This is a genomic window from Streptomyces sp. IBSNAI002, from assembly GCF_052244475.1.
In the GTDB taxonomy this organism is placed as follows: Bacteria; Actinomycetota; Actinomycetes; order Streptomycetales; family Streptomycetaceae; genus Streptomyces.
In genome coordinates, this window is sequence record NZ_JBQPXG010000002.1 from 7,915,628 (window position 1) to 7,942,171 (window position 26,544).

Below are 26,544 nucleotides of genomic sequence, written 5' to 3' on the forward strand. Positions count from 1 at the left end.
TCGACGACCGAGGAACCGACCGAGGAGCCGCCCCGTGCACGCCACCCACTCACCGCCCGGCCGGGCCCTCAGCCGTCTCGGCCCGGCCCTGGGCGCGGCAGGTGCCGTGCTCGCGCTGTGGTCCCTGCTCGCCTGGTCCGGTGCGGTGGCCCCGGGGCTGCTGCCCACGCCGGGCGAGACCGCGACCGCGCTCGTGGACAGCGCCCGCAGCGGCCTCCTGGCCGCCGACCTCGGCGCCAGCCTGGCGCGCGCCGGGCAGGGTTTCGCCCTCGGCGCCCTCCTCGGCAGCGCACTGGGCTTCGCCACCGGCTATCTGCCGCGACTGTCCGCCGCCGTCACCCCGGTGGTCTCCTTCCTGCGCCCGATACCGGCCATCGCGCTGGTCCCGCTCGCGACCGCCTGGTTCGGCATCGGGGAGACGGCCAAGCGCCTGCTCATCGCGTACGCCGTACTGCTCGCCGTCTGGCTGTACGTCCACGACGGGGTGTCCCGGGTGCCGGTGTCCCACCTGCGGGCGGCCAGGTCACTGGGAGCGCCGCTGCACCGGCGGTTCACCGAGGTGCTGCTGCCCGCCGCCGCGCCCGCGCTGCTCGCCGCGCTGAGGTACGGGGCCTCGGTGGCGCTGCTCGCCCTGGTGGCGGCGGAACTCGGCGGCGCGGACAGCGGGCTGGCGTACCGGCTCCAGGTGGACGGCCAGTTCCTGCGCGTGGACCGGATGTTCGCCGGGCTGCTCGTGCTCGGACTGCTCGGCGTGGCCGTCGACCTCGTACTGGCCGCGGTCGGCCGCCGGTTCGTGCACTGGAGCGCCTCATGAGCCTGGGAGTACGACTGGAGGGGCTGTCGGTCCGCTACGGGGCCGCCCCGGTGCTGGAGCGCACCGATCTGGAGCTCCCGGCGGGCTCGTTCACGGCCCTGCTGGGGCCCAGCGGGTGCGGCAAGTCCACGGTGCTGGGCCTGGTGGCCGGGTTCGTACGGCCCACCGAAGGGCGGGTGACGGCGGGTTCGGCTCCGGTGCGCGGTCCCGGCCCGGACCGGGGCGTGGTCTTCCAGCACTACGCGCTCTTCCCCTGGCGCACCGCCCGCGGCAACGTCGAGTTCGCCCTCAAGAGCCTCGGCCTCCCCCGTGCCGAACGCCGCCGGCGCGCCCTCGCGGCTCTGGCCGAGGTGGGGCTCGCGGACGGCGCCGAGAAGTACCCGGCGCAGCTGTCCGGAGGCATGCAGCAACGCGTCGCCCTGGCCCGCGCCCTGGCCGCCGAGCCCGAAGTGCTGTTGATGGACGAGCCGTTCGGAGCGCTGGACGCCCTGACCCGCACCCGGATGCAGACCCTGCTGCGGGAGCTGTGGCAGCGCCGCGGAACCACCGTCCTGTTCGTCACGCACGACATCGACGAGGCACTGGCCCTCGCCGAGCGGGTCGTCGTCCTCGGCGGCACCCCCGGGCGGGTGCTGGCCGACCACGCCGTGCCCGCCGGGGCGCCCGACCCGGACCTGCGCTCACTGATCGCCCGCCACCTCGGCTCCAGCTGAAACCCCTCCCTCCCCGCCTCTGCCCGCATCTCCGTCCCCGGAAGGACTCCCCATGCCCAGACCCCGCGCAGTGGCCGCCCTGTTGACGGCGGCCCTGCTCTGCGCGCTCACCTCGGCCTGCGCCGGCGGCTCCGGCCCGGCGGGCGGCGGCCGCCCCGCCGTCTCCCTCGCCGGGTCCGACCACCTCGGCGGGGCGCCCGTCTCCGTGGCGCAGGAGCGCGGACTGTGGTCCGCCGAGGGCATCGACGCCACCGTGACGACCCAGCCCAGCGGGCGGGACGCGCTGAACGCCGTACTCGGCGGTCAGGCGCAGCTCGGTGTCGTGGGCGACCTGCCCGCGGTCACGGCCGCTCTGGGCGGGCGCGAGCTGCGGATCGTCGCAGACCTGTCCCGGTTCTCCGACTGGCGCCTGCTGACCCGCACCGACCGGCAGATCACCGGCTTCGCCGCACTGAAGGGCCGCAAGGTCGGAGTCCCGCAGGGCACGAACGTCGAGTACGCCCTCTCGCGGATGCTCGCCTCCGCCCAGCTGACGGCCGCGGACGTCACCGTGGTCAACCTCGCACCGAACCAGGTCACTTCGGCGCTGGCCCGGGGCGACATCGACGCCGGGGTCACCTTCCCCAGCTTCTACGACTCCGCCCGCACCACCCTGGGCGAGCGCTACGCCGAGCTCCCCTTCGCCGGCTACACGGCCCGGACCCTGCTCGTCGCGGGCCCGGAGGCGACCGAGGAGACGACCACGGCCGTCCTGCGGGCACTGCTGAAGGCCCAGCGCGAGATCGCCGCCGACCGGGCCGCCGCGCGCAAGGCCGTACTCGCCCAGTCCAAGGGCGCGCTCCAGCCCGCGTACCTCGACGTCTTCCAGCCCCGCTACGAGTACGGCGCGACCCTCTCGCCCGAGCTGCTGGCCCAGTTGGAGCAGGAGGCCGGCTGGGCGAAGGCCGCCCAGGGCCTGCCCGGCTCCGCCGACCGCGCGGCGCTGCTGGGGCATCTGCACCCCGCACCCCTGACGGCCGTCGACCCGGCCGCCGTCACCATCCGCTAGCCACCCCCCACGTAACAGGAGATCCCCATGACCGTCGACCAGAACACCCTGCGCCGCCGCGGCGTCGGCCTCATCGCCCATGACCCCGCCCGCAGTTACGGCGGCTACACCCTCTACACGCCCATCACCAGCGCCGGCGAGATCCACCTCGTCGACATCGGGGGACGGCCCGTCCACACCTGGAACTCGCCGCACCCGCCCGGCCGCCAGGCCCAGCTCCTCCCAGGCGGCAACCTCTTCTACGCGGCCAAGGACACCACCAGTCCGACCCTCTTCCCCATCTGGGACGTCTACCACGGCGGCATCTTCCAGGAACTGGCCCCCGACTCCACGGTGATCCGCGAGGTCAGACACCCCTTCCACCACCACGACGCCTCGCTGCTGCGCAACGGGAACCTCGTCATCACCGTCGTCGAACCACTGGCCCCCGCCGACGCCGCCCGGATCCGCGGCGGCATCCCCGGCTCCGAAGCACCGGGCGGGGTCATCTACGGGGACGTGGTGTACGAACTGACCTGGGACGGGGAGGAGGTGTGGCGGTGGGCCGCCATCGACCACCTCGACCCCGAGGAGTTCCCGCTGGACCGCCACTTCGCCCGTGAGCACTGGCCCATGGCCAACACCGTCAACGAACGCGCCGACGGCTCCCTCGTGGTGGGCTTCCGCAGCGCGTCCTCCGCCGTGGCCGTCGACCGCACCGACGGCTCCGTGCTCTGGCACATCGGCCCCGACGTCCTGGCGCAGCAGCACCATCCGCACGAGCTGGCGGGCGGGAACATCCTCGTCTTCGACAACGGGACCTACCGCGACACCACTTCCGTGCCGTACTCGCGGGTGCTGGAGCTCGACCCGCGCACGGGCAAGGAGGTGTGGTCGTACGAGGACAACCCGCCGCAGAACTTCTACAGCCCGTACATGTCCAGCGCCCAGCGGCTGCCCAACGGCAACACCTTCATCGCCGAGGGCTCCTTCGGGCGGCTCTTCGAGGTGACCCCCGGCGGGGACGTGGTCTGGGAGTTCGTGGTCCCGCAGTTCCGGTCGTTCGGCGAGGGCGTGGGACTGGAGTCCTCGGCCGGCGCCCAGAACTCCGTCTTCCGCGCCCACCGGTACTCCGCCGAACAGCTCCCCTGGTTGTGAAACGACAGCCCGGTTGATTTCACCGGAAGGCGTTGTGTGTACGGCGGATGAAAATGCCGCACGCTTCCGCGGATATCGATATCAGGACCGTTGACAGCCCTTCTCCGGGCTGCCTAGCTTACGCCGCAGATAACGACATCAGCGGCCTCTTCCGTCCGGCATGACGGCTGCTTTTCGATTCTTCGGTTCATCGAATGCTGCTGGAGTGCCCTTGACCACCGAACCGATCCTCCGCACCGCGCCTCCCGGACCTCCCGGACCGCAGGGACCTCCCGGACCTCCGGCGCCGGCGGAGCGGGTCCGCCCGCTCCGCCGGCCCGGGCGGTGGATCGCCACCGTCATCGTGCTGGTGCTGCTCTCCCAGGCCGCCCACGGCCTGCTGACCAACCCCTTCTACCAGTGGGACCGGTTCACGTACTGGTTCGTCCGCCCGGTCATCCTCGAAGGCCTGCTCATCACCCTCCAAGTCGCCGCGTACGGCGCCGTCCTGGGCCTTGCGGGCGGCATCCTGCTCGCCCTCGGCAGGCTGTCGGCCAACCCCGTACTGCGGTCGGTGAGCTGGACGTACATCTGGCTGCTGCGCTCGGTGCCGCTGATCGTGGTCCTGCTGTTCCTCTACAACCTCAGCGCCCTCTACCCCACCCTGAGCATCGGGGTACCCTTCGGGCCCGCCCTCTTCACCTTCGACGAGTCACGGCTGGCCACCGACATCGTCGTGGCGGTCGTCGGACTGAGCCTGTGCGAAGCGGCGTACGCGGCCGAAGTCGTCCGGGCGGGGCTGCTCTCCGTCGACCAGGGCCAGCACGAGGCGGCGGCCGCGCTGGGACTGCCCAAGCGGTACCAGTTCGCCCGGATCGTCTTTCCCCAGGCGCTGCGCTCCATCGTCCCCGCCTACGTCAACCAGCTGGTCGGTCTGGTCAAGGCCACCTCGCTGGTCTTCTACGTATCGCTGCTCGACCTGTTCGGCACCGTGCAGAGCCTCGGCAGCACCTACTCCGGCGACGTGGTGCCGCTGCTGATGGTGGCCACCTTCTGGTACGTGGTCCTCACCAGCGTCCTCTCGGTCGTCCAGTTCTACGTCGAGCGCCACCACGCCCGCGGCGCGCTGCGCACCGTGCCGCCCACCCCCCTGCAGCGGGCCCGGACGGGCCTGCGCGAACTGCGGGACCGCTTCCGGAAGGAGACGGCGCGATGACCACCGCCACCCGCACGCGGGCCGCCGCGATCGAGGTCCACGACGTGCACAAGTGGTACGGCCGGCAGCAGGTGCTGGCCGGGGTGAGCCTCACTCTCCGGCCGGGCACCGTCACCGCGGTCCTCGGACCCTCCGGCTCCGGCAAGTCCACCCTGCTGAGGGTCATCAACCACCTGGAGAAGCCCGAGTCCGGATACGTCAGCGTGGGCGGCGAGCTGATCGGCGTACAGCGGCACGGCGGCCGGCTGAAGGAGCTGAGCCAGCGCGCGATCCTCGCCCAGCGCGGGCGGATCGGCTTCGTCTTCCAGAACTTCAACCTCTTCCCGCACCTGACGGTGCTGGACAACGTCGCGGCGGCCCCGGTCGCCACCGGCAGACTGCAACGGCCGCAGGCCAGGGCCCGGGCGCGCGAACTCCTGGAGCGCGTCGGGCTCGGCGACCGGACGGGCGCCTACCCGCGGCAGCTGTCCGGAGGCCAGCAGCAGCGCGTGGCCATCGCCCGCGCCCTCGCGCTGCGGCCCGGCGTCATACTCTTCGACGAACCCACCTCCGCGCTCGACCCCGAACTCGTCGGCGAGGTGCTGTCCGTGATCAAGGACCTGGCCACCGGCGGCACCACGCTCGTCATCGTCACGCACGAGATCGGATTCGCCCGCGAGGTCGCCGACGAGGTCGTCTTCCTCGACGACGGCCGCATCGTCGAACAGGGGCCGCCCGGGCAGGTGCTGGACCGGCCCGCCCACGCCCGCACGCGCGAGTTCCTGAGCAAGGTGCTCTGACCCGGCCGCGCGCCACACCCGAAGCCCCCACCGCACACCGACGCTGCCCTTCCCGACCCGAAAGGGAACCCCATGCGACGCCCACGCTCCCTGCGCACCAGACTCGTCCGCGGTATCGGAGCCGCCACCGCCACCGCCGCGCTCGCCTCCGGCCTCACCGCGTGCGGCGGCGATGCCGGGGCGGGCGGGGCGGGCGGCGGCACGGTCACCGTCGGCGCCGTGTCCAACGGCGCCGCCCGCCAGACCGAGCTGGCCGTCCCCGCCGTGGAAGCCCTGCGGGCGCAGCTGCCCGCCGCCGTCCGCGACCGCGGCGAGCTCGTCATCGGCGTGGGCGCGCTGCCCGCCGGCTTCCCGCCGCTGGCGTACGTCGGCACCGACCAGAAGACCCTGACCGGGGCGGAGCCCGACCTGGGCCGGCTGGTGGCCGCCGCGCTCGGGCTCAAGCCGGTCGTGAAGAACTCCACCTGGGAGAACCTCTTCGTCGGCATCGACAGCGGCAAGGTGGACGTGGCCTTCACGAACGTCACCGTCACGGAGGAGCGCAAGAAGAAGTACGAGTTCGCCTCCTACCGGCAGGACAACCTGGCCTTCGAGACGCTGAAGGACAACCCCTGGAACTTCGGCGGCGACTACCGCAGCCTGGCGGGCAGGACGGTCGCGGTCAGCTCGGGCACCAATCAGGAGAAGATCCTGCTGGAGTGGCAGAAGAAGCTCCAGGCCGAGGGCAAGGACGTCACCGTCAAGTACTTCCCCGACGCCAACAGCACCTACCTGGCCCTGAGCGGCAAGAGGATCGACCTCAGCTTCGGCCCGAACCCGTCCATCGCGTACCACATCACCCAGACGGCGAGCAGCAACGCGCCGACCCGCAACGCGGGCGCCTTCTCCGGTGCCGGCGAGTCGCTCCAGGGCCTGATCGCCGCGACCGCGAAGAAGGACAGCGGGCTCGCCAAGCCGGTGGCGGAGGCGATCAACCACCTGGTCGGGAACGGCCAGTACGCGCGGCTGCTCGAGGCCTGGAACCTGTCGAACGAGGCCGTCACCGCCTCGGAGGTCGACCCGCCGGGCCTGCCGGTGACCAACTCCTGAATCCCCGGCCCCCGGGCCGCGCCACGGACGGAGAGATCGCCCCATGAGCACGAACACCACTTCCGGTCCGAGTACGCGCACCGTGGTGGCCCCGCACATCCTCGACAACCCCGCCTGGGCCTCGCTGTCCGGCGATGCGCACGCCTCCTGGGCCGAGCGGGCGGCCCGAACCGGGACGGGACTGCGGACCCCGCGCGCCGCCCGCTATCCGTCGGACGTCTCGCCCTTCGCCGGCCTCGCGGACCCGGCCGACCCGGACGCCTGGGCCGAGCTGCACGCGCTGGTCGGCGACGGCGGGACCACCGGTCTCACGGGCGCGCTGACCCCGCCGGGCGGTTGGGAGACCGTGGCGTCGATCCAGGGCGTCCAGCTGGTCGACACCTCGCTGCGCGCCGAACCCGCTCCCGAGGCGGTCCGGCTCGGCCCCCGCGACGTACCCGAGATCCTCGCTCTGATCGAGCTCACCAGGCCCGGTCCGTTCCTCGCCCGCACCGTCGAGCTGGGCACGTACCTCGGCATCCGGCACCGGGGGCGGCTGATCGCGATGGCCGGCGAGCGGCTGAGGCCGCCCGGCTGGACCGAGATCAGCGCCGTGTGCACCCACCCCGGCCACCAGGGCAGGGGACTGGCCACGCGGCTGGTCCGGGCCGTGGCCGCGGGCATCCGGGAGCGCGGCGACGTCCCGTTCCTGCACACCGCGGCGAGCAACACGACGGCGGTCCGGCTGTACGAGTCGATCGGCTTCACCGTGCGCACCCGTCCGTCCTTCCTGGCGGTCCGGGCGCCGGGCAATACGGCTGCCAACTGCTCTTAATATTTCGGTCCTTGTATGGCACCGCTATCGGGCGTAGCGTTTCTTGGAGACATCGGCGACGGCTCTCTTCCCCGCCCCCTCTCCTGCGCCCCCATGTTTTCCCGACGCACATCGGCCTCCTTTTCGTACGGCCGATCAGGAAGGCGTAATCCGACGTGCCCATATTCCCGTCCGAATCCGAATCCGAATCCGAATCCGCATTCACATCGGCGTCTTCCGGGCCGCTGCACCTCGCCGTCGCCCTCGACGGCGCGGGCTGGCACCCCGCCGCCTGGCGCGAGCCGGAGGCGCGGCCCGGCGAGCTGTTCACGGCCCGGCACTGGGCCGCCGCCGTGGCCGAGGCCGAAGCCGGACTGCTCGACTTCGTCACCTTCGAGGACGCCCTCTCCGTCCAGTCGTCCTCGGCGGAAGGGCCCGACGGGCGCACCGACCAGGTCCGGGGGAGGCTGGACGCGGTCCTGACGGCCGCCCGCGTCGCACCGCTGACCCGGCACATCGGCCTGGTCCCCACCGTGACCGCCACCCACACCGAGCCCTTCCACATATCCAAGGCCATCGCCACCCTCGACCACGTCAGCCGCGGCCGTGCGGGGCTGCGCGTCCAGGTGTCCCCGCTGCCATACGAGGCACGGCACTTCGGGCGCCGGGCGGTCCCGCTCCCCGATGCCGAGGCCCATGAGGAGGCCGCCGACCACGTCGAGGTGATCCGGCGGCTGTGGGACAGCTGGGACGACGACGCCGAGATCCGGGACGTGTCCACGGGCCGGTTCGTCGACCGCGACAAGCTGCACTACATCGACTTCGAAGGCCGTCACTTCAGCGTCAGAGGACCGTCGATCACCCCCCGCCCACCGCAGGGGCAGCCCCTCGTCACCGCGGCGTACGCCGCCGGTGCCCCCGGCGACGGCAGCGCCGCGTACGGCCTCGTCGCCCGGTCCGCGGATGTCGGGTACATCGCCGCGCCCGACGCCGACGGGGTCCGCGCCGCGGCCGGGGAGATCCGCCGGGCCCGAGCGTCGGCCGGGACCGCCGGGCAGGCGCAGCCGCTGCACCTCTTCGCGGACCTCACCGTCTTCCTGGACGAGGACGCCCCGGCGGCCGCAGCGCGAAAGGAACGTCTCGACGCGCTCGCGGGCGCCCCGTACTCAGGCGACGCGGCGATCTTCACCGGGACCTCCGCGCACCTGGCGGACCTGCTCCAGGACTGGCGGACGGCCGGACTGTCGGGCTTCCGGCTGCGGCCGGGCGCACTCGCCCACGACCTGCCCGCGATCACCCGGGGGCTGGTGCCGGAGCTCCAGCGGCGCGGGGTGTTCCGCCGCGCCTACGAGGCGGACACCCTGCGCGGACTGCTGGGCCTGGAACGCCCCGCCGGCCGCTACGCCGCCTGATCCCGGACCCGGAAGGACCCACCATGAGCAGCAAGCCGCTCAAGCAGATCCATCTCGCGGCCCACTTCCCCGGCGTCAACAACACCACCGTGTGGAGCGATCCGGCCGCCGGCAGCCACATCGACTTCGACTCGTTCGTCCACTTCGCGCGGACCGCCGAACGCGCCAAGTTCGACTTCCTCTTCCTTGCCGAGGGGCTGCGACTGCGCGAACAGGGCGGAAAAATATACGACTTGGACGTGGTCGGCCGTCCCGACACCTTCACCGTGCTCGCGGCCCTGGCGGCCGTCACCGAACGCCTCGGGCTGACCGGAACGATCAACTCGACCTTCAACGAACCCTACGAGGTGGCCCGCCAGTTCGCCTCGCTGGACCACCTGTCCGAGGGCCGGGCCGCCTGGAACGTCGTCACCTCCTGGGACGCCTTCACCGGCGAGAACTTCCGGCGCGGCGGCTTCCTGCCGCGCGAGGAGCGCTACTCCCGTGCGCGGGAGTTCCTGGCCACCGCGACGGAGCTGTTCGACTCGTGGGACGGCTCCGAGGTCCTCGCCGATCCCGTGTCGGGCGTGTTCCTGCGGGACCCGCGGGCCGGGGCCTTCGCCCACCAGGGGCGGCACTTCGACATCGAAGGGCACTTCAACGTGCCGCGCAGCCCGCAGGGCCGACCCGTGGTCTTCCAGGCGGGGGACTCCGACGAGGGCCGTGAGTTCGCCGCCGCCGGCGCCGACGCGATCTTCGGCCGGTACGGGACGCTCGACGAGGGCCGCGCGTTCTACGCCGACGTCAAGCGCCGCCTCCCCGCGTACGGGCGGACCCCGGACCAGCTGAAGATCCTGCCCGCGGCCACCTTCGTACTCGGCGACACCGACGCCGAGGCCCACGAGACCGCGCACGAGGTACGCCGCCTCCAGGTCAGCGGACAGACCGCGGTCAAGTACCTGGAACACGTCTGGAACCGGGACCTGTCCGCCTACGACCCGGACGGCCCGCTGCCCGCCGTCGACCCGGTCGTCGGGGAGAACACCATCGCCCTCGGCCGGGCCAGCGTCCGCCAGTTCCGCGACCCGCTCGACACCGTCCGCCAGTGGCGCGAGCTCGCCGAGGCCAAGAAGCTCTCGATCCGCGAACTCGTCATCGCCACCACCTCCAGCCAGACCTTCGTCGGCTCCGCCGCCACGGTCGCCGACTCGATCAACGGCCTGGTGCAGGCCGACGCGGCCGACGGGTTCATCCTCGTCCCGCACATCACGCCGGGCGGCCTGGACGGATTCGCGGACACCGTCGTCCCGCTGCTCCAGGAGCGCGGCGTCTTCCGCACCGAGTACGCGGGCACCACCCTGCGCGACCACCTCGGACTCTGCGTGCCCGAGCCCGCCCGCCCCGACCTGTAAGGAGAGCCCCGCATGTCCGGCATCCCCCTCGGGGTCCTCGACCTCGTCCCGGTCCCGTCCGGCTCCAGCGCCGCCGAGGCCCTCCACCACAGCATCGACCTCGCCCGGCAGACGGAGGCGTTCGGCTACGCCCGCTACTGGTTCGCCGAGCACCACCTCAATCCGGGGGTCGCCGGAACCTCCCCGGCGGTCGTCCTCGCACTGACGGCCTCCGCGACCTCGACCATCCGGCTCGGCTCCGGCGCCGTGCAGCTAGGGCACCGCACCGCACTGTCCACGGTCGAGGAGTTCGGCCTGATCGACGCGCTGCACCCCGGACGCCTGGACCTGGGCCTGGGCCGCTCGGCCGGCCGGCCGCAGCCGCGCTCCGGCGAGCCGGCGCCGCCCGGCGTCCCCGTCGTGGACGGATACACCCCGAACGGGCTGCGCATCCCGCCGCGGTTCTCCTTCGAGCACCTGCTGGGCCATCCCCGGACCGCGCTCCAGCGCAGGCTGCTGAACCTGCCCGGCGCCCAGCCGCAGGACTACGCCGAGCAGGTCGACGACGTCCTCGCACTGCTCCGGGGCGACTACCGCTCCCCGGAGGGCCTGGAGGCGCACGCCGTCCCGGGCGAGGGGGCCGACGTACAGGTGTGGATCCTGGGCAGCAGCGGCGGGGTCAGCGCGGAGACCGCGGGCCGCAACGGGCTGCGGTTCGCGGCGAACTACCACGTCAGCCCCGCCTCCGTACTGGAGGCGGCGGAGGGCTACCGCGCCGCCTTCAAGCCGTCCGCCGAGCTGGACCGGCCGTACGTGACGGTGTCCGCCGACGTCGTCGTCGCCCAGGACGACGAGACCGCCCGCGAACTGGCCACCGGATACGCGCCGTGGGTGCGCAGCATCCGTACCGCCGAGGGCGCCATCCCCTTTCCCACACCCGACGAGGCGCGCGCCCTGCCCTGGACGGAGGCGGACCGCGCACTCGTCGCCGACCGGGTGGAAACCCAGTTCGCCGGCTCGCCACGGACCGTCGCCGATCACCTGGAACGGCTCCAAGAGGCGACCGGAGCAGACGAGTTGGTGATCACCACCATCACCCACGACCACGCGGACCGGGTCCGCTCCTACCGCCTGCTGGCCGAGGAGTGGCAGCGCCGCTGACGCACCGCCCGAGCCGTTGTCACACGCTCCTCATCCCGTGTGCATGGTCATCGGGGCACTGCTCTCCGCATGATCGAACTCCATCCGCGAGAGCCGAGGAGCCCCCGATGCCCACCCGCCGCCACTTCCTCGCCGGGCACCAACGACCGGCCCACCCCGCTCACCGATGTGCTGCCCACCCTCTCGGACCTCGGCGGCGCACCGGCACCCACGGACATCGACGGACTGCCGGCCGCCCCGCTGCTCGCCGGCGGCCCGGACGCCGCACGCCACGACCACCTGTACTGGTACCGGGACGAACGCGGCGTCACCAGCCGTGCCAACGCCCAGGACGGTGGCCGAGCCACCTGGCTCGCCGAGGCCGTGCGCAAGGACGACTGGAAGGCCCTGCGGTTCGCGCCCGTCAGGGACCACGCGCTGCCCGACCCCCGGTGGCAGGTCCAGACGTCCGCCCAGCCGGGCAGGCCCTTCACGGTCACCGGCACTCTGGGTAACGGGTCGGGCAAGCCCTGGACCCGCGCACTCCTCACGCTGCGCGCCCCGGCGGGCTGGCAGGTCCGGGCGACCACCGCGACCGGCGAGGACCCGCTGGCCGGTCGGCGCCACGCTGACCGGAGCGGGCTGTCCCGTACAGGTGGACGTCGACGTACGAGGGGTCGAACTGCTGCACCTGGCCGTCGAGGACGCCAACGCCGCCACGGCGTTCGACCACACCTCCTGGGCCCTGGCCCGGGTGACCGTGCGCTGAGCGGGAGAGGGCCGCAGGGGACCGCTGGTGGCCTCCTTGCTAACCGGACCGCCGGTCCGTATGCTTCGGCCATACGGACCGACGGTCCGTTTATGGGAACGGAAGGCTCGAACATGACAACCCCCTGGCACGGCTTCGCGGGAGTCGGGCGATGAGCGACCTCCAGGCCACCCTGGTCATCGGAGCCACCGGCACCACCGGCCGCCGCGTCACCGCGGGCCTCGTGTCCGAAGGCCGCCGGGTCAAGGCGGGCGGTCGCACCGCCACCCCGGTGCCCGGCGCCGAAGCCGTCCGCTTCGACTGGCACGAGCCCGCGACCTGGGGTGCGGCCCTGGACGGGGCCGACCGCGTGTACCTGGTCCCGCCCATCGGATCCTCCGACCCGGCCGCCGTCATGCTCCCCTTCCTCCGCCAGGCCCGTGCGGCGGGCGTGGTGCGGGCGGTGCTGCTCGGTTCTTCGGCGATCCCCTCCGGCGGCCCGGCGGTGGGGCAGGTCCACCAGGCCCTGCCCGGCCTGTTCGAGCAGTGGGCGGTGCTGCGGCCCTCGTGGTTCATGCAGAACTTCGCCGGAGCCGCCCCGCACGCCCGCAGCATCCGCGACGAGGGCGCCATCCGGACCGCCACCGGGGACGGCCGCGTCGGCTTCGTCGACGCACAGGACATCGCGGGCGTCGCCGTGCGCGCCCTGACCGACGAACGGGCCCCCGGCACCGACCTGATCCTGACCGGGCCCGAAACGCTGAGCTACGACGACGCCGCCGCGATCATCGCCGAGGTCACCGGCCGGCCCGTCGTGCACCGGCACGTGACCTTCGAGGAGCTGCGCGACCGCTGGGCGGCCGAGATCCCGCCGGCGTTCGCCACCCTGCTGGCCGGCATGGACCGAGCCATCGCCGACGGCGCCGAGGACCGCACCACGGACACCGTCCGGCGCATCACCGGCCGCCCGCCGCACACCTTCCGCGCCTTCGCCGAACGGGAACTTGCCGCAGTGCGCTGACCGGCGGCCACGCCCGCCCCGGGCACCCCCGTAGGGTGGCAGCGCGTACCGTCGAACGGTTCGACAGCACAAGCCCGGTCCGGGACGGACCGGCCGCCCGAGGCCGCCAAGGAGGACCTGTGGCTCAGCGCACGGAACGCGCGGACGCCCTGCGCAACCGGGAAGCCGTACTGGCCGCGGCCGACGCGCTCTTCGCCGCCAGCAGCAGCCCCCAGAGCGTGTCGATGGACGAGATCGCCGCGGCGGCGGGCGTCGGCAAGGGCACTCTCTTCCGCCGCTTCGGCGACCGCGCCGGGCTGATCGGCGCCGTGATCGCCTCCCGCCTCGAACCCCTCCACCAGGCCGTGCGGGAGGCACAGGACGCGGCCGGGTCCTCGCCCCGGCAGCGGGTGCTGAACCTCCTCGACACCTCGCTGCGCTTCAAGATCGAGAACCGGAACCTGATGTCCGCCGCGGAGGACGCCGGGCTCAGCAGCCCCTACCGGGCCGAGCACTACGGCTGGTGGCACGGCATCCTCCGTACCGCACTCGAGGAACTGCCCGCCGTCCACGACGCGGACTTCACCGCCCACGCCCTGCTGGCCGCCATCCGGGCCGACCTCGTGGCCCACCTGATCGACGGGCAGGGGACGGACCCCGCCGGTCTGCGGGCCTCGCTCGCGGCGTACATCGACAACGTCCTCGGCGCCGAGTGAACCACGCCGGGAGGAACCGGAGTTCCGGCGTTTGCCCTGCCCGGTCCGGTGGTTCCTGACAGCATCGGCACGACCGTACAAGGGGGGTTCCATGCGTGTGCGTATCCGCTTGCTCACCGTCGCGGCCACGGCCGTGGCCGCCGGGGCGCTGCTCACCGGGTGCAGTTCGACCCAGGCCGAGAAGCTGGAGGACTGGTGGTCGTCGGGGGGCGAGCGCAGCATGAAGGCGCTGGCCGACACCTCGGGCCGGGTCAACGAGGTGAGTCTGCGCACGACGGACGTCCAGCGCACCGCCTGCGAGGAGCTCGTGGCAGCGGTGGCGAAGGCCAAGAAGCTCGACCCCGTGCCGAGCGACAAGGCGAAGGACTTCTGGACGGAGGCCCTGACGGCCTTCGAGCACGGAGGCGACGAATGCGTCACCGGAGCCGGCAAGAACGACGAGCTGCAGACCGGCGCGGGCATCCGCGAGGTACAGAAGGGCCTCAGCCGGCTGGCCTCCGCCATGGCCATGATCAAGAGTGACCTGGAGTCCAAGTGACCGGCTGACGGCCGCCGCCGGACGGGGGGCCGGGCCAAGCCGGCTCGCCCCTCGCCCGGCCGCCGTCTAACCGCGTGCGTCCACCACGGCCAGGAGCTTGCCGCTCGTCGCGCTGCGGTCGAGCGCCGCGCCGTCGACCGCCTCGACCACCAGGTCCAGCAGCCGCTCCGCGACCGCCGAGCGGAGCTCCGGGTAGCCGGACAGGAAGACCGACCTCAGCCGCGCGGCGTCCGTCGCCGCACCCCGCTCCACCCGTACGGTCAGCCGCTCGCGTGCGTCCGTACCGTCGAGCCGGATCTGCAACTCACCACGGTGGCCGCCCTGTTCCTCGGCCAGGGCCAGGAAGCGGCGGTGGTTGAGGAAGTGCGTCGCCACCCGCATCACGTCACCGGTACGTCCCCTCAGCTCGAAGCGGGGCGCCGTACGGCCGCAGGGGCAGCGGCCCGGGACCTCCCGGCCGAGGTCGCCGATCACGTACCGGCCCAGGTGCTGGCCGCGCCGGGCGTGCGTGCTGAACACCAGCCGGCCCGTCTCGCCCGGGGCCACCGGCCGGTCCTCAGCCAGGTCCACGATCTCCATGGTGTGCAGGTCGGCGTGCAGGTGGTGGACGCCGCCGGAGCTCTCGGTGCACTGGAAGCCCAGCGGGCCGAGGTCGGTGCTGCCGTAGGTGATCGAGCGGACCGCCTCGATGCCGAACGCGTCCTTCAGGGTGCGCTGCTGCTCCTGCGTGAAGTGCTCACCCCCGTAGAAGATCTTGCGCAGCCCTCCGTACGCCCGCAGCGCGTCCGCCTCCGCGTGCAGCAGCTGCCACAGGTACGACGGCATCCCGAAGAGGGTGTCCGCCCCGTGGCCGATCAGGGCCTGCGCCGTGGCGCGGTGGTCGGGCCCCGCGGACAGCGGCAGCTGCACCCCGCCGAGCCGTTCCAGCACGGAGAAGAAGCTGATGAAACTGCCGTACATGCCGCCGCAGTAGAACAGGTTGGCGGTGCGGTCCCCGACCGGGTCGTAGCCGGCGGCGAGCAGTCCGCGGGCGGCGGCGTGCATCTGGGTGTCGTAGTCGTCGTAACTGAAGACCGACAGCGCGGGCACGCCGGTGCTGCCGCCGCTGCGGAAGTACAGCTCGGCATCGGCCCGCGCCACCCGCGAACCACGCTCCTGCACCTGCTCCTTGCCCAGCAGCGGGCCCGCGGGCCGCGGCAGGACCACGGGCCGGGCCAGGTCGTCCAGGCAGGCGGTGGTGGCGAAGCGGGCCGGGTCGGCCCGGACCGCGACGCGGCGGCTGTAGCGCTGCAGGGCGTAGACGCCGTCGTGCGGTTCGCCCGTGTAGCCGTCCAGCATCGAGCCGACCGGCGTGACGCGCGTGACGCCCGCCGCCAGGGCGGTGCGGGACAGCTCGGCGATGTCGGTCCGGCTGCCCGCGAGGCCCGCCGTCTGGAGGTAGCGGCGCATCGGGCGCAGGGTGGCGACCAGCCGCTCGCGCGGCAGCGGCTTGACCCACACGCTGCGGTGCAGCGGTGAGGCGGTCAGCGCCGACCGGGTGTCGGCCATCACCCGCCACGAACCGTCCGGCGCGGCGAACACCCTCGTCAGCCCCAGGTGTTCCTCCAGCCGGGCCACCAGCTCGGCCGTGGTCAGCTCGGCCGCCTCGGCGGGATCCGGCTCGTCCGCGCCGCCCGACGCGGCGCCGGCCACCGCGGGCGGACGGGCGGCGAGGACGGCGGCGAAACGCTCGGCGAACGCGAACACCACGGCTTCGTCCCCGGTGTCGAGGTAGACCACCTGCGGGCTGGAACACGCCTGCTGCTCGTGCAGGCACACGTCGTCCGCGAGGGCGTCGAGCGTGCCGGCGTCCGACCACGCGTCACCCGTCAGGTACGCGAACGAGATCCGGTGCCCCCACTCCACCAGCCGGCAGCCCGCCGGCACATGGGCCGCCACCCCTTCGACGGCCCCTTCCCCGCCCCACACGGCGACGGCGTCCGCGGGCGCGCACATCAGGCTCAGCCACTCCTGCCGTGACGACGGGAAGCGCAGCACGACGATCCGCGCCGCCAGTGCGCCGCTCGGGTCCAGGGTGGCGAGCTCGGCCATCAGGTGCTGTGTGAGGAGGGTGTCCGCGCTGCTGGTCTTGAGCACGTTGACGTTTCCGGCGAGCAGGCCCTCGACGATGCTCAGCGGTGCGACGGTCGCGGCGTTGCCCGGGGCGATGTGGGCGACCATGCCGACGGGGGCCCACGCCTCGTACACCGTCTCGCGCGGATCGGCCCGGTTCAGCCGGCCCGGGGTAGCGCTGCCGAGCTCGCGGCGCAGCTTGCGGGTGAGCTCCCGCCGCCCGAGGAGTCCGCCGAGCTCCGCCAGGACGGCCGGGTCCTCGCCCTCGGGCAGGTGCGGGGCGAGCCGGGCGTGCACGGGGTGGGCCGGATCGCGCAGGGCGGTGGCGAGGGCTTCGCAGGCGGCCAGGACCGTCTCGGTCTCCAGCCCCTCGGCCAGCGCCGCCTCGACGGCGGCGGGCAGGTCCGCGAGACGGCGCCCGGCCTCCTCGTCGCCGACGAAGGCGCCCTGCCAGTAGTGGTGCGCGGCCCCCGGGCCGTCGCTGTCCTGCGCGTACGCGGCCTCGGTCGCGGCCTTGGTCTCCGTCACGGTCACGCCATGCCCTTCATCAGTTCCGCTGCGGCCACCGCGCAGCTGCGGTTGCGGCTCACCCCGGCACGGCCGTGGACGGTGAACCAGGGGGTACGGAGCTCGCACCCGCAGCCGTCGCCCGGCTGGAGGGAGGCGAGGTCGCCCATGACCACGCTCTGCGCCGGCACCGAGGTGATGTACGGCGACACCAGGTGCAGATAGCCCCGCTCGCCGTACGGCAGGGGCTCCAGCGTGCGGGTGGAGCGGATCGTCACCCGGGACCAGACGGGCGCGTGCAGCCGGTGGTGGTCGCACTCGATGTACGGGACGCAGTGCTCCACCGACCCGAAGGTGTCCCGGATCCGCCCACCGGGGATGCCGAGCTGCTCGGTGACGCGCGCGTACAGCTCTTCCTTCTCGATCCGCCGGTCGGCGTGCCCCTTCCAGCCGCCGCCGAGGACGACGAGGGAGCCCTCCGGCAGCCGCAGCGGAGGCAGCCCCATGGCCCGCATCCGCTCCAGCGTGAAGAAGAGGAAGGCCGGGAAGCCGAGGATGCGGACCGGAGCGTCCTCCCGCTCGAAGCGGCGCAGCGCGGCGACGCAGCCGAAGGGGTCGAACTCGTGGTCGCCGCCGGTGTTGCGCAGCGCGTACTCGACACTGCGCGCCGGGGCGAAATCGCACAGGTAGTTGTCGGTGAAGGCGGTCCCGAGGTTCAGCGACGGTGAGGGCTCGTAGCTGTACAGGAGATAGTTGACCTCCTGGCCGGGGGTGATCCAGCCGTTGCGCTCGAAGATCCGGGCGACCATCCGCTGGGCGGAGCGGATGGTCCACTCGTCGAAGAACATCTGCGACTTCTGGCCGGTGGTGCCGGAGGAGGTCAGGTGCAGCCGGACGTCCTCGCGCGGGATGGAGAGCACCTCGTGCCGTTTGAAGAAGTTCGCGTGGACGAGCGGTGCGCGGTACGGCTCCGCCGGGGGAGCTGCCTCGTACAGGGAGCGGAAGAACGGGGAGCGTTCGGCGTGCCAGGCGTTGGTCTCCGCCATGGCGGCGGCGAACAGCTCGTCCTGCGCGGGGCCGAACGCGTACGGGTCGGTCAGGTCGCACAGCTGTTGTACGTGCGGCAGGAGGGCCGGGTCGGGTACGGCGACCGGCGCGAGATGGGGGTTCAGGGGGTGTACGGGGGTCAGGGGGCTCATGGGGCAACCTCGGATGATGTGGGCAGGTGCGTCGACGCCCAGGCCGACACGTAGCAGTCCAGATAGGGCTGGAGCGGCGGTTCGACGGCGACGCCGCGGAAGTCGACGCGCTCGCTGGAACGGGACAGCACGGCGTAGTCGTGGAAGCCGTCGCCGTCCGCGCGCATCGCCGGGTACAGGGCCCCCGCGACGAACCCCTGGGCCAGGAAGGCCGAGAGGGCCTCGTGGTGGGCGAGCGGCACCAGGGCCTCGACGTAGCCGGCGCCGGCGCGGGCCAGGGCGCGCGTGACGGGTTCCAGGTACGCGGCCGCCGCGGCCGGGTCGGGGTGGGCGGTCAGCAGGCAGCCGTACCCGCCGGCCCGGTTGAGGTAGGCGTAGACCTCGAACCGGCCGTCCTCGGGGGTGAGCAGCACGTTCGGGGTGTGCAGCGGGTAGAACCAGCCCCCGGCGCCGGGGAACCGCTCGCGGAACCGGCGGCGCACGAAGGCGGGAGCCTCGATCATCTCCAGCCGTTCGGCGGCCCCTTGCGGCGCGGGCGCCGGGAGCGGGCCGGTGGCGGCCAGGACCCCGGGGTAGCCGATGCCGAGCGCGGCTCCGGCCGCGCGCAGCAACGGCAGGAGCGGGGCGGGCACTTCGGTGACGGGGATCCGGCGGTCGAGCACGCCCGCGGAGTGACGCGCGTAGAGCGCGAGGCTTTCGCGGCTGCGGAGATCCACCGCGTTGGGCAGGATGCCCAGCGGGCGGAAGCCGTTGCGCGCGACGACCCGCTGCGGACCCGCGCTGACGGTGCGTACGGTCGCGTACACCGAGTCCAGCCGCCCCGTGTCCAGCATCCCGGCGCACAGCGCCTCGGTCAGGGCGGCGGCCAGGCCCGCCGAGCGGTGCCCGGGATGGACGGCGATGCCCTCCAGGCGGCCGATGCGGCTGCCCGGCTCGCCGTGGATGGCGGCGGACGCGGTCAGGGCGCCGGTGGAGGCGCAGCGGCCGACGAGCCACAGCGAGTGCGGGTCCGCCATGAGCCGGGCCATCTCGGCCGGGTCGGTGCCCAGGGCCACCGGGTAGTGCGGCCCGTAGACCGCGTAGTACAGCTGGCGCAGTTCGGCGATGTCCGCGCTGGTGGCCGGGGTGATGACGGGTTTCACCGGGCGCCCCCCGAGGGTTCCGCGGGCCGGGCCCAAGCCGCGGCGGGGGAGCGGAGCAGGGCCAGCGCGCAGGCGGCCGGGACCAGGCCGATCCCCTGCACCAGGCACAGCGTCCGGGGCGACAGGAAGTCTCCGGCGGTGCCGAACACCAGCGAGGCCACCGGCAGGGAGGCGCCCAGTACGGCCTGCATCACCGCGAAGAAGCCGGGCTTGTCGGCCGTGGGCACCAGCCGCTGGAAGAGGGCCACGAAGCGGACGCTGACGGCCCCGGCACACCAGCCGGCCACGGCCAGGCAGCCCGCGACGACCGGGCGGTCCGCGATCAGCCCGGGCACCGCCAGGGCGAGGGCCATGAGACCCAGACAGCAGGCACCGGCGACCGTGGGCCGCCCCGGCACGCGGGTGCCGGTGAAGGCGCCTACGAGCGCACCGGTGCCCAGGGAGGCCTCCAGCAGGGCCACCGTGCCGCCGCCGCCCTGGAGGACCGAGCGGGTGTAGAGGGGGATGACGACGAACACGGCGGCGGTGAAGAGGTTCGCCGCGGCGAAGCAGACCAGGATCCGCCGCACGTAGGGGAGTTCGCCGAGGATGCGGCGGAGCGTGCGCCGCTGTGGGCCGGCCGCGGCCGGGGCGCAGCCGGTGGTCGGGGTGGTCGGGTTGGTCGAGGCGGTGCGGAAGCGGGCGCTCGCGACGAGCAGGGCGGCGGCGAGGTAGGCGGCCGCGCAGCCGGCGGCCAGCCCGGCCACGCCCGCCCGGTCGACGGTGAGGGCGCCGAGCAGCGCCCCGCCGAGCCCCGCCAGGGACTGGGTGGACAGCTCGAAACCGGTGGCCGTCTCGATGTCGGCGTCGTCGACCAGCTCGGGCACCGACGTGGTCAGGCACGGGTCGAAGAACGCCTGGCAGGTCGCCAGGGCCAGTCCGGCGGCGTACACGGTGGCGAGCGGCGGCCCGCCGCCGTACGCCCACACCGCGAGGGCGGCCGAAGCGCCCCCGGCCGCGGTGGCGGAGGTCCGCAGCACCGAGCGGTGCGCGAACCGGGCGACGGCCCCGGCCACGACGGGCGCCAGCACCACGGCGGGCAGGGTGCAGGCCGCCATGAACACCCCGGAAGCCAGACCGCGGGCGTCGTGGACGGCGTAGGCGACGATCCACCAGGACACGCCGACCTGGAACATGCGCACGGCGGCCTGGGTCAGGACCTGGCCGAGCCAGACGGCGCCGAAGGCGCGGTTGCGCAGGACGAGCGGAGTGCGCCGGCCGTCGGGCTCGGCGCCGGCTTCGGCTTCGGCTTCGGTCCTACGCGTCTCGACGGGAGCGGAGGTCATGCGGTCGGCCTCTCGTCGAGGACCCGGACGAGCTTGCCCGAGCGCGGGTTGACGGCGAGGTCGCGGTGGCGCGCCCACTCCACGGACATGGGGTGCACGAACCCGGCGCGCACGCTGTCCGGATACAGCGGCCGTACGGTCTCCAACTCCCGGACCACGGCGCTGGCCAGCGCCTCCCGGCCATCCGCGGCCCTGCCGGGGGCCGCCGCCAGCCGCAGGACGAGCCCGTCGCGGCCGTCCCAGCGGCGGACGACGAGCTGCATGCCGGCCACCTGCCCGGCGGTGTCGGCCGCCGCCACGGCGTCCTGGGCGTCCTGGGTGTAGAGGGAGACGGGGCCCACCCGTACGCCCTCCTCGGCGCGGCCGAGGATCCTGAAGTGGCCGTGACCGGTGCCGGTCCACTCGGCCCGGTCACCCGCGGGGTACCGGATGATCGGCATCAGGCGCCGGAAGAGGCTGGTGACCACGACCCGGCCGGGCCGCCCCGGTTCGGTGACGGGCTCGTCGGTGGAGTCGTCGAGGATCTCGACGAGCGAGTACGGGGTGAAGGCCCGGTGCACCCGCGCGTCGGGGCCCGGCACGGGCCGGCCGAGCAGGCCGGCGTCGACGCTGGCGTATCCGACGGAACGCACCTCGGCGCGGGGGAACGCGGTGGTCAGCAGGCGCCGTTGGTCGTCGAAGAGGGCCTCGCCGCCGAAGAGGAGCAGCTCCACCGAGTCGAGCCGGACGGCCGAGGAGAGGGTCTGTTCGGCGAGCCGGCACAGGGTGGTGGTCGTACCGGCCAGGACCTGGGCCGAGAGGTCGCGCAGCGTGGGCAGGGTCGACTCCGGCGGCGCGGCGCCGCCGATGGGCAGGCGGACGTTGTCCACGGGGGCGTGGGCGAGGGAGTCGAGGACGAAGAGGAAGCTGGCGTACAGCTCACCGGCGTAGAACAGGTCGGCGACGCGGTGCCCCGGGCGCAGGCCCGTGTCCACGAGTCCCTGGCCGAAGGCGGTGACGAAGGTGCGCCACTCGTCGCGTGTGTAGACGGAGAACTTGGGCGACCCGGTGGTGCCGCCGGTCTTGTAGACCGTGGCCTCGCTGAGCGGCCCGGTCAACACGCGGCTGCCGTGCAGGGAGTTGGCCGCCCAGAACGCCTGCTGGTCGACCACCGGCAGGTCGGTGAGCCGGTCTGTGTGCGGTGGCAGGGGTGCGTAGAGGTCCTGGTAGAAGGGTGAGTTGTGCCGGGCGAAACGTATGAGGTCCGAGAGTTGCTGGGCGGACATGGGCCTTTGCCTAGGTGACGGGAATGGGGACGGGAACGAGAACGGGAACGGGGCAGGAGTCCCGGCGGGGCGCGGCGAGGACTCGCCTGCGGGCCCGACCGGTGGGAACGGGGGACCCCCGGCGCCCCCGCCTCCTCGACGCACGTCAAAAGTGACGCGCAGTCATGATGATGAAACATCAGTGCGCATCTCACCAAACTGAGCAAATATTTCCGGCCAGTGTGGCTCTCTGCGTCAGAATTTACGGATCTTGTCGAGAATCCGCCACCCGCGCGGGGCTCCCCGGATCGCTGCGCCGAACAGCGCAGCCCGTCGCGCGGGCCGGGACGGCGGTGCGTAGCGTGAGGGCGTGGCAGCCACCGAGAGACCTTCGCCCGCCGCCTATCGCAATCTGTTCGTGGCCACGGTCGGGTTCACGCTCACCTTCTGGGCCTGGGACCTGATCGCGCCGCTGGGCAGTGACTACCGGGACCGCCTCGGGCTGAGCTCGCTCGAGCAGTCCCTGCTGGTCGCGGTGCCGGTGATCGTCGGCTCCGTCGGCCGTGTCCCGGTGGGAGCGCTCACCGACCGCTACGGCGCCCGCCTGATGTTCCCGCTGGTCTCCGCGCTCACCATCGTGCCGGTGCTGCTGCTGATCCCGGCGCGCCACTCGTACGCCGCGACACTGGCCGTCGGCTTCGTGCTCGGCCTGGCGGGGACCACGTTCGCCATCGGCGTCCCGCTGGTCAACTCCTGGTTCCCGCCCGCCCGGCGCGGCTTCGGTCTGGGGGTCTTCGGCATGGGGATGGGCGGAGTCGCGCTCTCGGGCTACTTCACCCCGCGGATCGCCCGGCACGGCGAGACCCTGCCCTTCCTCGTCGTGGCCGCGGCGCTCGCCCTGTTCGCCGTGCTCGCGGCCCTGCTGCTCAGGGACCGCCCCGACCGCCCGGTGCCCGACGAGTCGCTGACCGTACGGCTCGGGCGGGCCGGGCGGCTGCGCGTGACCTGGGAGCTGTCCGCCCTGTACGCGATCGGCTTCGGCGGCATCGTCGCCTTCGGGGTGTACCTGCCCACGTACCTGAAGACCTGGTACGGACTCTCGCCCACCGACGCGGGCACCAAGGCGGCCGGATTCGCCCTGCTGACCGTGGTCGCCCGCCCCTTCGGCGGCTGGCTGGCCGACCGCGTCCACCCGGCCCTGGTCACGGCCGCGGCCCTCGGTTTCGTCGCCCTCCTCGCCATCGTCCAGGCGTTCGACCCCGCTCTGGATCCGGTCGGAACCATCTGCTTCCTGTGCATCGCGGCGGGGCTCGGCACGGCGAGCGGCAGCGTCTTCGCCCTGGTGGCGCAGGTGACGCCGCAGGCCCAGGTGGGCAGCGTCACCGGCATCGTCGGCGCGGTGGGAGGGCTGGGCGGCTTCGTGCCGCCGCTGGTCATGGGCGCCGTGTACAGCGCCAAGGACTCCTACTCGATCGGCTTCATGCTGCTGTCGGACCTGGCGCTGGCGGGCTGCGTGTACGCGTACGGGCGGATGCGCGGCGTACGGCCGGACGGCGTAGGCGCGTAAGCCCCGGGGCCGGATCGGGCCATGAGGGCGCCGGCTGTCGGTCAGTCGGACGACCAGAGACGTTTCTGTGGTGAACGGACTGCGCCGTTGGGGTGAGTAAAGGCTTCACAAGCGAAGGGTCTGGACTTCACCAAGGGAAGATCCACATCGCGTAAAGGGCCGTCGTGTCGCGACGGCCCCCGACCTTCCCTGTGCCGACGCGACCCTCGGAGGAACCGAACCATGACGTACGGAAACAAGCTGCGGGAACAGATCGCGAAGCCGGGCACCACCCCGCTGATCGGGGTGTACGACATGTACTCCGCCTCCGTGGCGGCCCAGCACTACGACGGGATGTTCGTCTCCGGGTTCGGCTTCGCGGCCTCGTACTACGGGCTGCCGGACATCGGCTTCATCGCCTGGCCCGACATGGTGGCCTTCGTCCAGCGGCTGCGCGGCGCCTTCCCCCGCCACCACCTCCTCGTCGACATCGACGACGGGTACGTCGACCCCGAGGTGGCCTGTCACGTCGTGGAAGGCCTGGAGCGGATGGGCGCGTCCGGGGTCATCCTCGAAGACCAGAAGCGTCCGCGGCGGTGCGGGCACGCGGACGGCAAGCAGGTGCTGCCGCTGGGGGAGTACCTGGAGAAGCTGGACATGGTGCTGGCCACCCGCAAGGACCTGGTCGTCGTCGCTCGTACCGACGCGACGGAGGAGGCCGACATCGTCCACCGGGCGCAGGCCCTGGCGGCGACGGACGCCGACGTCGTACTGGTCGACGGGGTGCGCAGCGTGGAGTGGATCGAGCGGATCCGCGAGGCGGTCGGGGGAAAGCCGCTGCTGTTCAACCAGATCGCCGGGGGCAAGTCGCCCCGCCTGTCCCTGGGCGAGCTGACCGACCTCGGCGTCGACGTGGCCATTTACAGCACGCCGTGCCTGTTCGCCGCGCACAAGGCGATGGACACGGCACTGGCCGAGCTGAGGCTGTCCGACGGACGGCTGCCCGCGGCCGACGGGGGTGAGGAGGTCGGGGTCGGGGAGTCCACCCAGCTGCTGGCCAAGAACATCACGCGCCACCACCCGGTACCCGGGGCGCGCGAGAGCGTGGGCGTGTGACCGGCGCTCGCATCCGGGCGGCCGCCTTCCTCGCGGTCGCCGTCCTCGGGGGCGGCGCGGCCCCGGCCGCCGCGAGCGGGAGCCTGATCACCGTCATCGACAACTCGCACGCCGACTCCGTGGTCGAGGTCGACCGGACGGCCAACCTCCAGAGCGGAAGCGGAACCGCGGGCAGCGATCACGAGGGCAGTGCCGCGGACGTGCTCGCCACGCTCCTCGAAGTGGCCCAGCTGGAGCCCGAGGAGGGCTGAGCCGAGCCGATCCGGCCCGCACGGCGCCTTCGCGGGCGCCGTGCGGGCCGGAGCCGGTAGCCGGCATCCGAAACATGCGGTCCGACTCGAAGCGGAAGGGGCTTTCGGCGGAATCCGGGGACCTCCGAGAGCGCCCGAACGTGACATTTCGGGCGTTGTCTTGAAGGTGTCAGGTGACGCACACGTGTGAGGTGACCCGGTGACCACGGAAGCCACTGCAACCAACGAGACAGCCAAGACCACTGAGACCGCCGCGGGCGTGGAGGGCGTCTATGGCGGCCCCCTGGGCCGCGAGATCCTCCCCGATACGTACTTCCCCGCCGCCGGCGCCGCCCCCGAGTCCGTGTACCGGCTCGTCCACGACGAACTGGAGCTCGACGGCAACGCCTCGCAGAACCTCGCCACGTTCTGCACCACCTGGAGCGAGCCCGAGGCGCGCCGGCTGATGGCCGAGACCCTCGGCAAGAACATGATCGACAAGGACGAGTACCCGCAGACCGCCGAGCTCGAACAGCACTGCGTGCGCATGCTCGCCGACCTGTGGAACAACCCGGACGCCCGGCGCGCGCTCGGCTGTTCCACCACCGGTTCCAGCGAGGCGTGCATGCTCGGCGGCCTCGCCATGAAGTGGCGCTGGCGCAAGGCCCGTCGGGCCACGGGCCTGCCCGCCGACCGCCCGAACCTGGTGTGCGGACCCGTGCAGATCTGCTGGAAGAAGTTCGCCCGCTACTTCGACGTCGAACTGCGCGAAGTGCCCCTGCTGCCGGGCGCCACGGGGCTGCGCCCCGAGCAGCTGCGGGAGTACGTCGACGAGAACACCATTGGAGTCGTCGCCATTCTCGGCGTCACCTTCACCTGCGACTACGAGCCGGTCGCGGCGATCGCCGCCGAACTCGACGCGATCCAGGCCGACACCGGACTCGACGTGCCCGTCCACGTCGTCGCCGCCAGTGGGGGCTTCATCGCCCCGTTCGCCCAGCCGGAGCTGGTCTGGGACTTCCGCGTCGAGCGGGTCGTGTCCGTCAACGCCTCGGGGCACAAGTACGGGATGGCGCCCCTCGGCGTCGGCTGGGTCCTCTGGCGCACCCCCGCCCACCTTCCCGAGGAGCTGGTGTTCCGCGTCGACTACCTCGGCGGCGACATGCCCACCTTCGCCCTCAACTTCTCCCGCCCCGGCGGGGAGATCATCACGCAGTACTACCTCTTCCTGCGGCTGGGCCGGGAAGGCTACGCACGGATCCAGCGCAACCTCCTGGACACCGCCGCCCACCTGGGCGACGAGATCGCGGCCCTGGGCCCCTTCACCCTCCTGTACGACGGACGCGGAGCCCTGCCGGGCGTCTCGTACACCCTCACCGACCCGGACGGCGCCGGCTTCACGCTCTACGACGTCTCCGCGAAGCTCCGCGAACGCGGCTGGCAGGTCGCCGCGTACCCGCTGCCCGCAGGCCGCCAGGACACCGTGATCCACCGGGTGCTGGTCCGCCGCGAGATCAGCCGCGACAAGGCCTCCCTGTTCCTCGCCGACCTGCGGCGCGCCGTGACACAGCTCGGCCGCACGGCCGGGGACTCCGGCGCGACGGGCCCGGTCTCCTTCCACCACTGAGGCC

24 protein-coding genes are annotated in these 26,544 nt (G+C 73.0%); 19 read left to right on the forward strand and 5 right to left on the reverse strand.

The window, feature by feature from the left end:
- Positions 1-34 precede the first annotated feature (34 nt).
- The 15 genes from ACTVZO_RS36675 (at position 35) to ACTVZO_RS36745 (ending at position 14,492) form a co-directional block, all read left to right on the forward strand.
- Entirely contained in the window at positions 35-814 is a 780-nt protein-coding gene (locus tag ACTVZO_RS36675) for an ABC transporter permease (RefSeq protein ID WP_443302457.1), read from the forward strand.
- Complete coding sequence (locus ACTVZO_RS36680) at positions 811-1,527, forward strand: ABC transporter ATP-binding protein (protein ID WP_443302458.1); 717 nt, start codon at positions 811-813, stop codon at positions 1,525-1,527. The genes ACTVZO_RS36675 and ACTVZO_RS36680 overlap by 4 nt, the downstream gene beginning before the upstream one ends.
- Positions 1,528-1,579: 52 nt before the next feature.
- Complete coding sequence (locus ACTVZO_RS36685; protein WP_443302459.1) at positions 1,580-2,575, forward strand: ABC transporter substrate-binding protein; 996 nt, start codon at positions 1,580-1,582, stop codon at positions 2,573-2,575.
- A gap of 27 nt (positions 2,576-2,602) precedes the next feature.
- Positions 2,603-3,712 carry an aryl-sulfate sulfotransferase gene (locus ACTVZO_RS36690; protein WP_443302460.1) on the forward strand — a complete coding sequence of 370 codons (1,110 nt, stop codon included), beginning with the start codon at positions 2,603-2,605 and terminating at the stop codon, positions 3,710-3,712.
- Between the two features lie 211 nt (positions 3,713-3,923).
- Positions 3,924-4,907 (forward strand): amino acid ABC transporter permease, encoded by a 984-nt coding sequence (locus ACTVZO_RS36695; RefSeq protein ID WP_443302461.1) that lies wholly within the window; start codon positions 3,924-3,926, stop codon positions 4,905-4,907.
- Entirely contained in the window at positions 4,904-5,686 is a 783-nt protein-coding gene (locus ACTVZO_RS36700; protein ID WP_443302462.1) for an amino acid ABC transporter ATP-binding protein, read from the forward strand. Before ACTVZO_RS36695 ends, ACTVZO_RS36700 begins: the two co-directional genes overlap by 4 nt.
- Before the next feature lie 72 nt (positions 5,687-5,758).
- A complete protein-coding gene (locus tag ACTVZO_RS36705; protein ID WP_443302463.1) occupies positions 5,759-6,775 on the forward strand; it encodes an ABC transporter substrate-binding protein in 1,017 nt (338 codons plus the stop codon).
- A 43-nt stretch (positions 6,776-6,818) separates the two neighbouring features.
- Entirely contained in the window at positions 6,819-7,589 is a 771-nt protein-coding gene (locus tag ACTVZO_RS36710) for a GNAT family N-acetyltransferase (protein ID WP_443302464.1), read from the forward strand.
- A 161-nt stretch (positions 7,590-7,750) separates the two neighbouring features.
- The gene (locus ACTVZO_RS36715) at positions 7,751-8,980 is read left to right on the forward strand and encodes an LLM class flavin-dependent oxidoreductase (protein WP_443303384.1); all 1,230 of its coding nucleotides are present in this window, start codon (positions 7,751-7,753) and stop codon (positions 8,978-8,980) included.
- A gap of 23 nt (positions 8,981-9,003) precedes the next feature.
- Positions 9,004-10,371 carry an NtaA/DmoA family FMN-dependent monooxygenase gene (locus tag ACTVZO_RS36720; protein WP_443302465.1) on the forward strand — a complete coding sequence of 456 codons (1,368 nt, stop codon included), beginning with the start codon at positions 9,004-9,006 and terminating at the stop codon, positions 10,369-10,371.
- Between the two features lie 12 nt (positions 10,372-10,383).
- Positions 10,384-11,511 carry an LLM class flavin-dependent oxidoreductase gene (locus tag ACTVZO_RS36725; RefSeq protein ID WP_443302466.1) on the forward strand — a complete coding sequence of 376 codons (1,128 nt, stop codon included), beginning with the start codon at positions 10,384-10,386 and terminating at the stop codon, positions 11,509-11,511.
- A gap of 634 nt (positions 11,512-12,145) precedes the next feature.
- On the forward strand, positions 12,146-12,259 hold the full coding sequence (locus tag ACTVZO_RS36730; RefSeq protein ID WP_443302467.1) for an NPCBM/NEW2 domain-containing protein: 114 nt from the start codon (positions 12,146-12,148) through the stop codon (positions 12,257-12,259).
- A 151-nt stretch (positions 12,260-12,410) separates the two neighbouring features.
- Positions 12,411-13,259: an NmrA family NAD(P)-binding protein gene (locus ACTVZO_RS36735; RefSeq protein ID WP_443302468.1), complete on the forward strand. Its 849-nt coding sequence runs from the start codon at positions 12,411-12,413 to the stop codon at positions 13,257-13,259.
- A 119-nt stretch (positions 13,260-13,378) separates the two neighbouring features.
- The gene (locus ACTVZO_RS36740) at positions 13,379-13,954 is read left to right on the forward strand and encodes a TetR/AcrR family transcriptional regulator (RefSeq protein ID WP_443302469.1); all 576 of its coding nucleotides are present in this window, start codon (positions 13,379-13,381) and stop codon (positions 13,952-13,954) included.
- A gap of 91 nt (positions 13,955-14,045) precedes the next feature.
- Positions 14,046-14,492 (forward strand): hypothetical protein, encoded by a 447-nt coding sequence (locus ACTVZO_RS36745; RefSeq protein WP_443302471.1) that lies wholly within the window; start codon positions 14,046-14,048, stop codon positions 14,490-14,492.
- 66 nt (positions 14,493-14,558) lie between these two features.
- On the opposite strand, the gene ACTVZO_RS36750 is transcribed toward ACTVZO_RS36745, so the two are convergent.
- Genes ACTVZO_RS36750 through ACTVZO_RS36770 form a run of 5 tightly spaced genes read right to left on the reverse strand, consistent with a single transcriptional unit; the run spans position 14,559 to position 22,042 of the window.
- Positions 14,559-17,138: an acyl-CoA reductase gene (locus tag ACTVZO_RS36750; protein WP_443302472.1), complete on the reverse strand. Its 2,580-nt coding sequence runs from the start codon at positions 17,136-17,138 to the stop codon at positions 14,559-14,561.
- Positions 17,135-18,283 (reverse strand): LuxE/PaaK family acyltransferase, encoded by a 1,149-nt coding sequence (locus ACTVZO_RS36755; RefSeq protein ID WP_443303385.1) that lies wholly within the window; start codon positions 18,281-18,283, stop codon positions 17,135-17,137. The genes ACTVZO_RS36750 and ACTVZO_RS36755 overlap by 4 nt, the downstream gene beginning before the upstream one ends.
- A 23-nt stretch (positions 18,284-18,306) precedes the next feature.
- Positions 18,307-19,452, reverse strand: a complete 1,146-nt coding sequence (locus tag ACTVZO_RS36760) for a GNAT family N-acetyltransferase (protein ID WP_443302473.1) — start codon at positions 19,450-19,452, stop codon at positions 18,307-18,309.
- On the reverse strand, positions 19,449-20,777 hold the full coding sequence (locus ACTVZO_RS36765) for an MFS transporter (protein ID WP_443302474.1): 1,329 nt from the start codon (positions 20,775-20,777) through the stop codon (positions 19,449-19,451). The genes ACTVZO_RS36760 and ACTVZO_RS36765 overlap by 4 nt, the downstream gene beginning before the upstream one ends.
- On the reverse strand, positions 20,774-22,042 hold the full coding sequence (locus ACTVZO_RS36770; protein ID WP_443302475.1) for a phenylacetate--CoA ligase family protein: 1,269 nt from the start codon (positions 22,040-22,042) through the stop codon (positions 20,774-20,776). The genes ACTVZO_RS36765 and ACTVZO_RS36770 overlap by 4 nt, the downstream gene beginning before the upstream one ends.
- A 349-nt stretch (positions 22,043-22,391) precedes the next feature.
- On the opposite strand from ACTVZO_RS36770, the gene ACTVZO_RS36775 reads away from it, so the two are divergent.
- The 4 genes from ACTVZO_RS36775 (at position 22,392) to ACTVZO_RS36790 (ending at position 26,540) form a co-directional block, all read left to right on the forward strand.
- Positions 22,392-23,588 (forward strand): MFS transporter, encoded by a 1,197-nt coding sequence (locus ACTVZO_RS36775; protein WP_443302476.1) that lies wholly within the window; start codon positions 22,392-22,394, stop codon positions 23,586-23,588.
- Between the two features lie 222 nt (positions 23,589-23,810).
- Positions 23,811-24,683: an isocitrate lyase/PEP mutase family protein gene (locus ACTVZO_RS36780; RefSeq protein WP_443302477.1), complete on the forward strand. Its 873-nt coding sequence runs from the start codon at positions 23,811-23,813 to the stop codon at positions 24,681-24,683.
- Positions 24,680-24,934 (forward strand): hypothetical protein, encoded by a 255-nt coding sequence (locus ACTVZO_RS36785; protein ID WP_443302478.1) that lies wholly within the window; start codon positions 24,680-24,682, stop codon positions 24,932-24,934. Before ACTVZO_RS36780 ends, ACTVZO_RS36785 begins: the two co-directional genes overlap by 4 nt.
- Before the next feature lie 199 nt (positions 24,935-25,133).
- Positions 25,134-26,540, forward strand: a complete 1,407-nt coding sequence (locus tag ACTVZO_RS36790; protein ID WP_443302479.1) for a glutamate decarboxylase — start codon at positions 25,134-25,136, stop codon at positions 26,538-26,540.
- Positions 26,541-26,544 lie beyond the last annotated feature (4 nt).

Bases quoted from the DNA above. Each gene is read 5' to 3' on its own strand.
- ACTVZO_RS36680 (WP_443302458.1), top strand. From the start codon at position 811: ATGAGCCTGGGAGTACGACTGGAGGGGCTGTCGGTCCGCTACGGGGCC.
- ACTVZO_RS36685 (WP_443302459.1), top strand. From the start codon at position 1,580: ATGCCCAGACCCCGCGCAGTGGCCGCCCTGTTGACGGCGGCCCTGCTC.
- ACTVZO_RS36690 (WP_443302460.1), top strand. From the start codon at position 2,603: ATGACCGTCGACCAGAACACCCTGCGCCGCCGCGGCGTCGGCCTCATC.
- ACTVZO_RS36700 (WP_443302462.1), top strand. From the start codon at position 4,904: ATGACCACCGCCACCCGCACGCGGGCCGCCGCGATCGAGGTCCACGAC.
- ACTVZO_RS36705 (WP_443302463.1), top strand. From the start codon at position 5,759: ATGCGACGCCCACGCTCCCTGCGCACCAGACTCGTCCGCGGTATCGGA.
- ACTVZO_RS36710 (WP_443302464.1), top strand. From the start codon at position 6,819: ATGAGCACGAACACCACTTCCGGTCCGAGTACGCGCACCGTGGTGGCC.
- ACTVZO_RS36720 (WP_443302465.1), top strand. From the start codon at position 9,004: ATGAGCAGCAAGCCGCTCAAGCAGATCCATCTCGCGGCCCACTTCCCC.
- ACTVZO_RS36725 (WP_443302466.1), top strand. From the start codon at position 10,384: ATGTCCGGCATCCCCCTCGGGGTCCTCGACCTCGTCCCGGTCCCGTCC.
- ACTVZO_RS36735 (WP_443302468.1), top strand. From the start codon at position 12,411: ATGAGCGACCTCCAGGCCACCCTGGTCATCGGAGCCACCGGCACCACC.
- ACTVZO_RS36745 (WP_443302471.1), top strand. From the start codon at position 14,046: ATGCGTGTGCGTATCCGCTTGCTCACCGTCGCGGCCACGGCCGTGGCC.
- ACTVZO_RS36765 (WP_443302474.1), bottom strand. From the start codon at position 20,777: ATGACCTCCGCTCCCGTCGAGACGCGTAGGACCGAAGCCGAAGCCGAA.
- ACTVZO_RS36770 (WP_443302475.1), bottom strand. From the start codon at position 22,042: ATGTCCGCCCAGCAACTCTCGGACCTCATACGTTTCGCCCGGCACAAC.
- ACTVZO_RS36780 (WP_443302477.1), top strand. From the start codon at position 23,811: ATGACGTACGGAAACAAGCTGCGGGAACAGATCGCGAAGCCGGGCACC.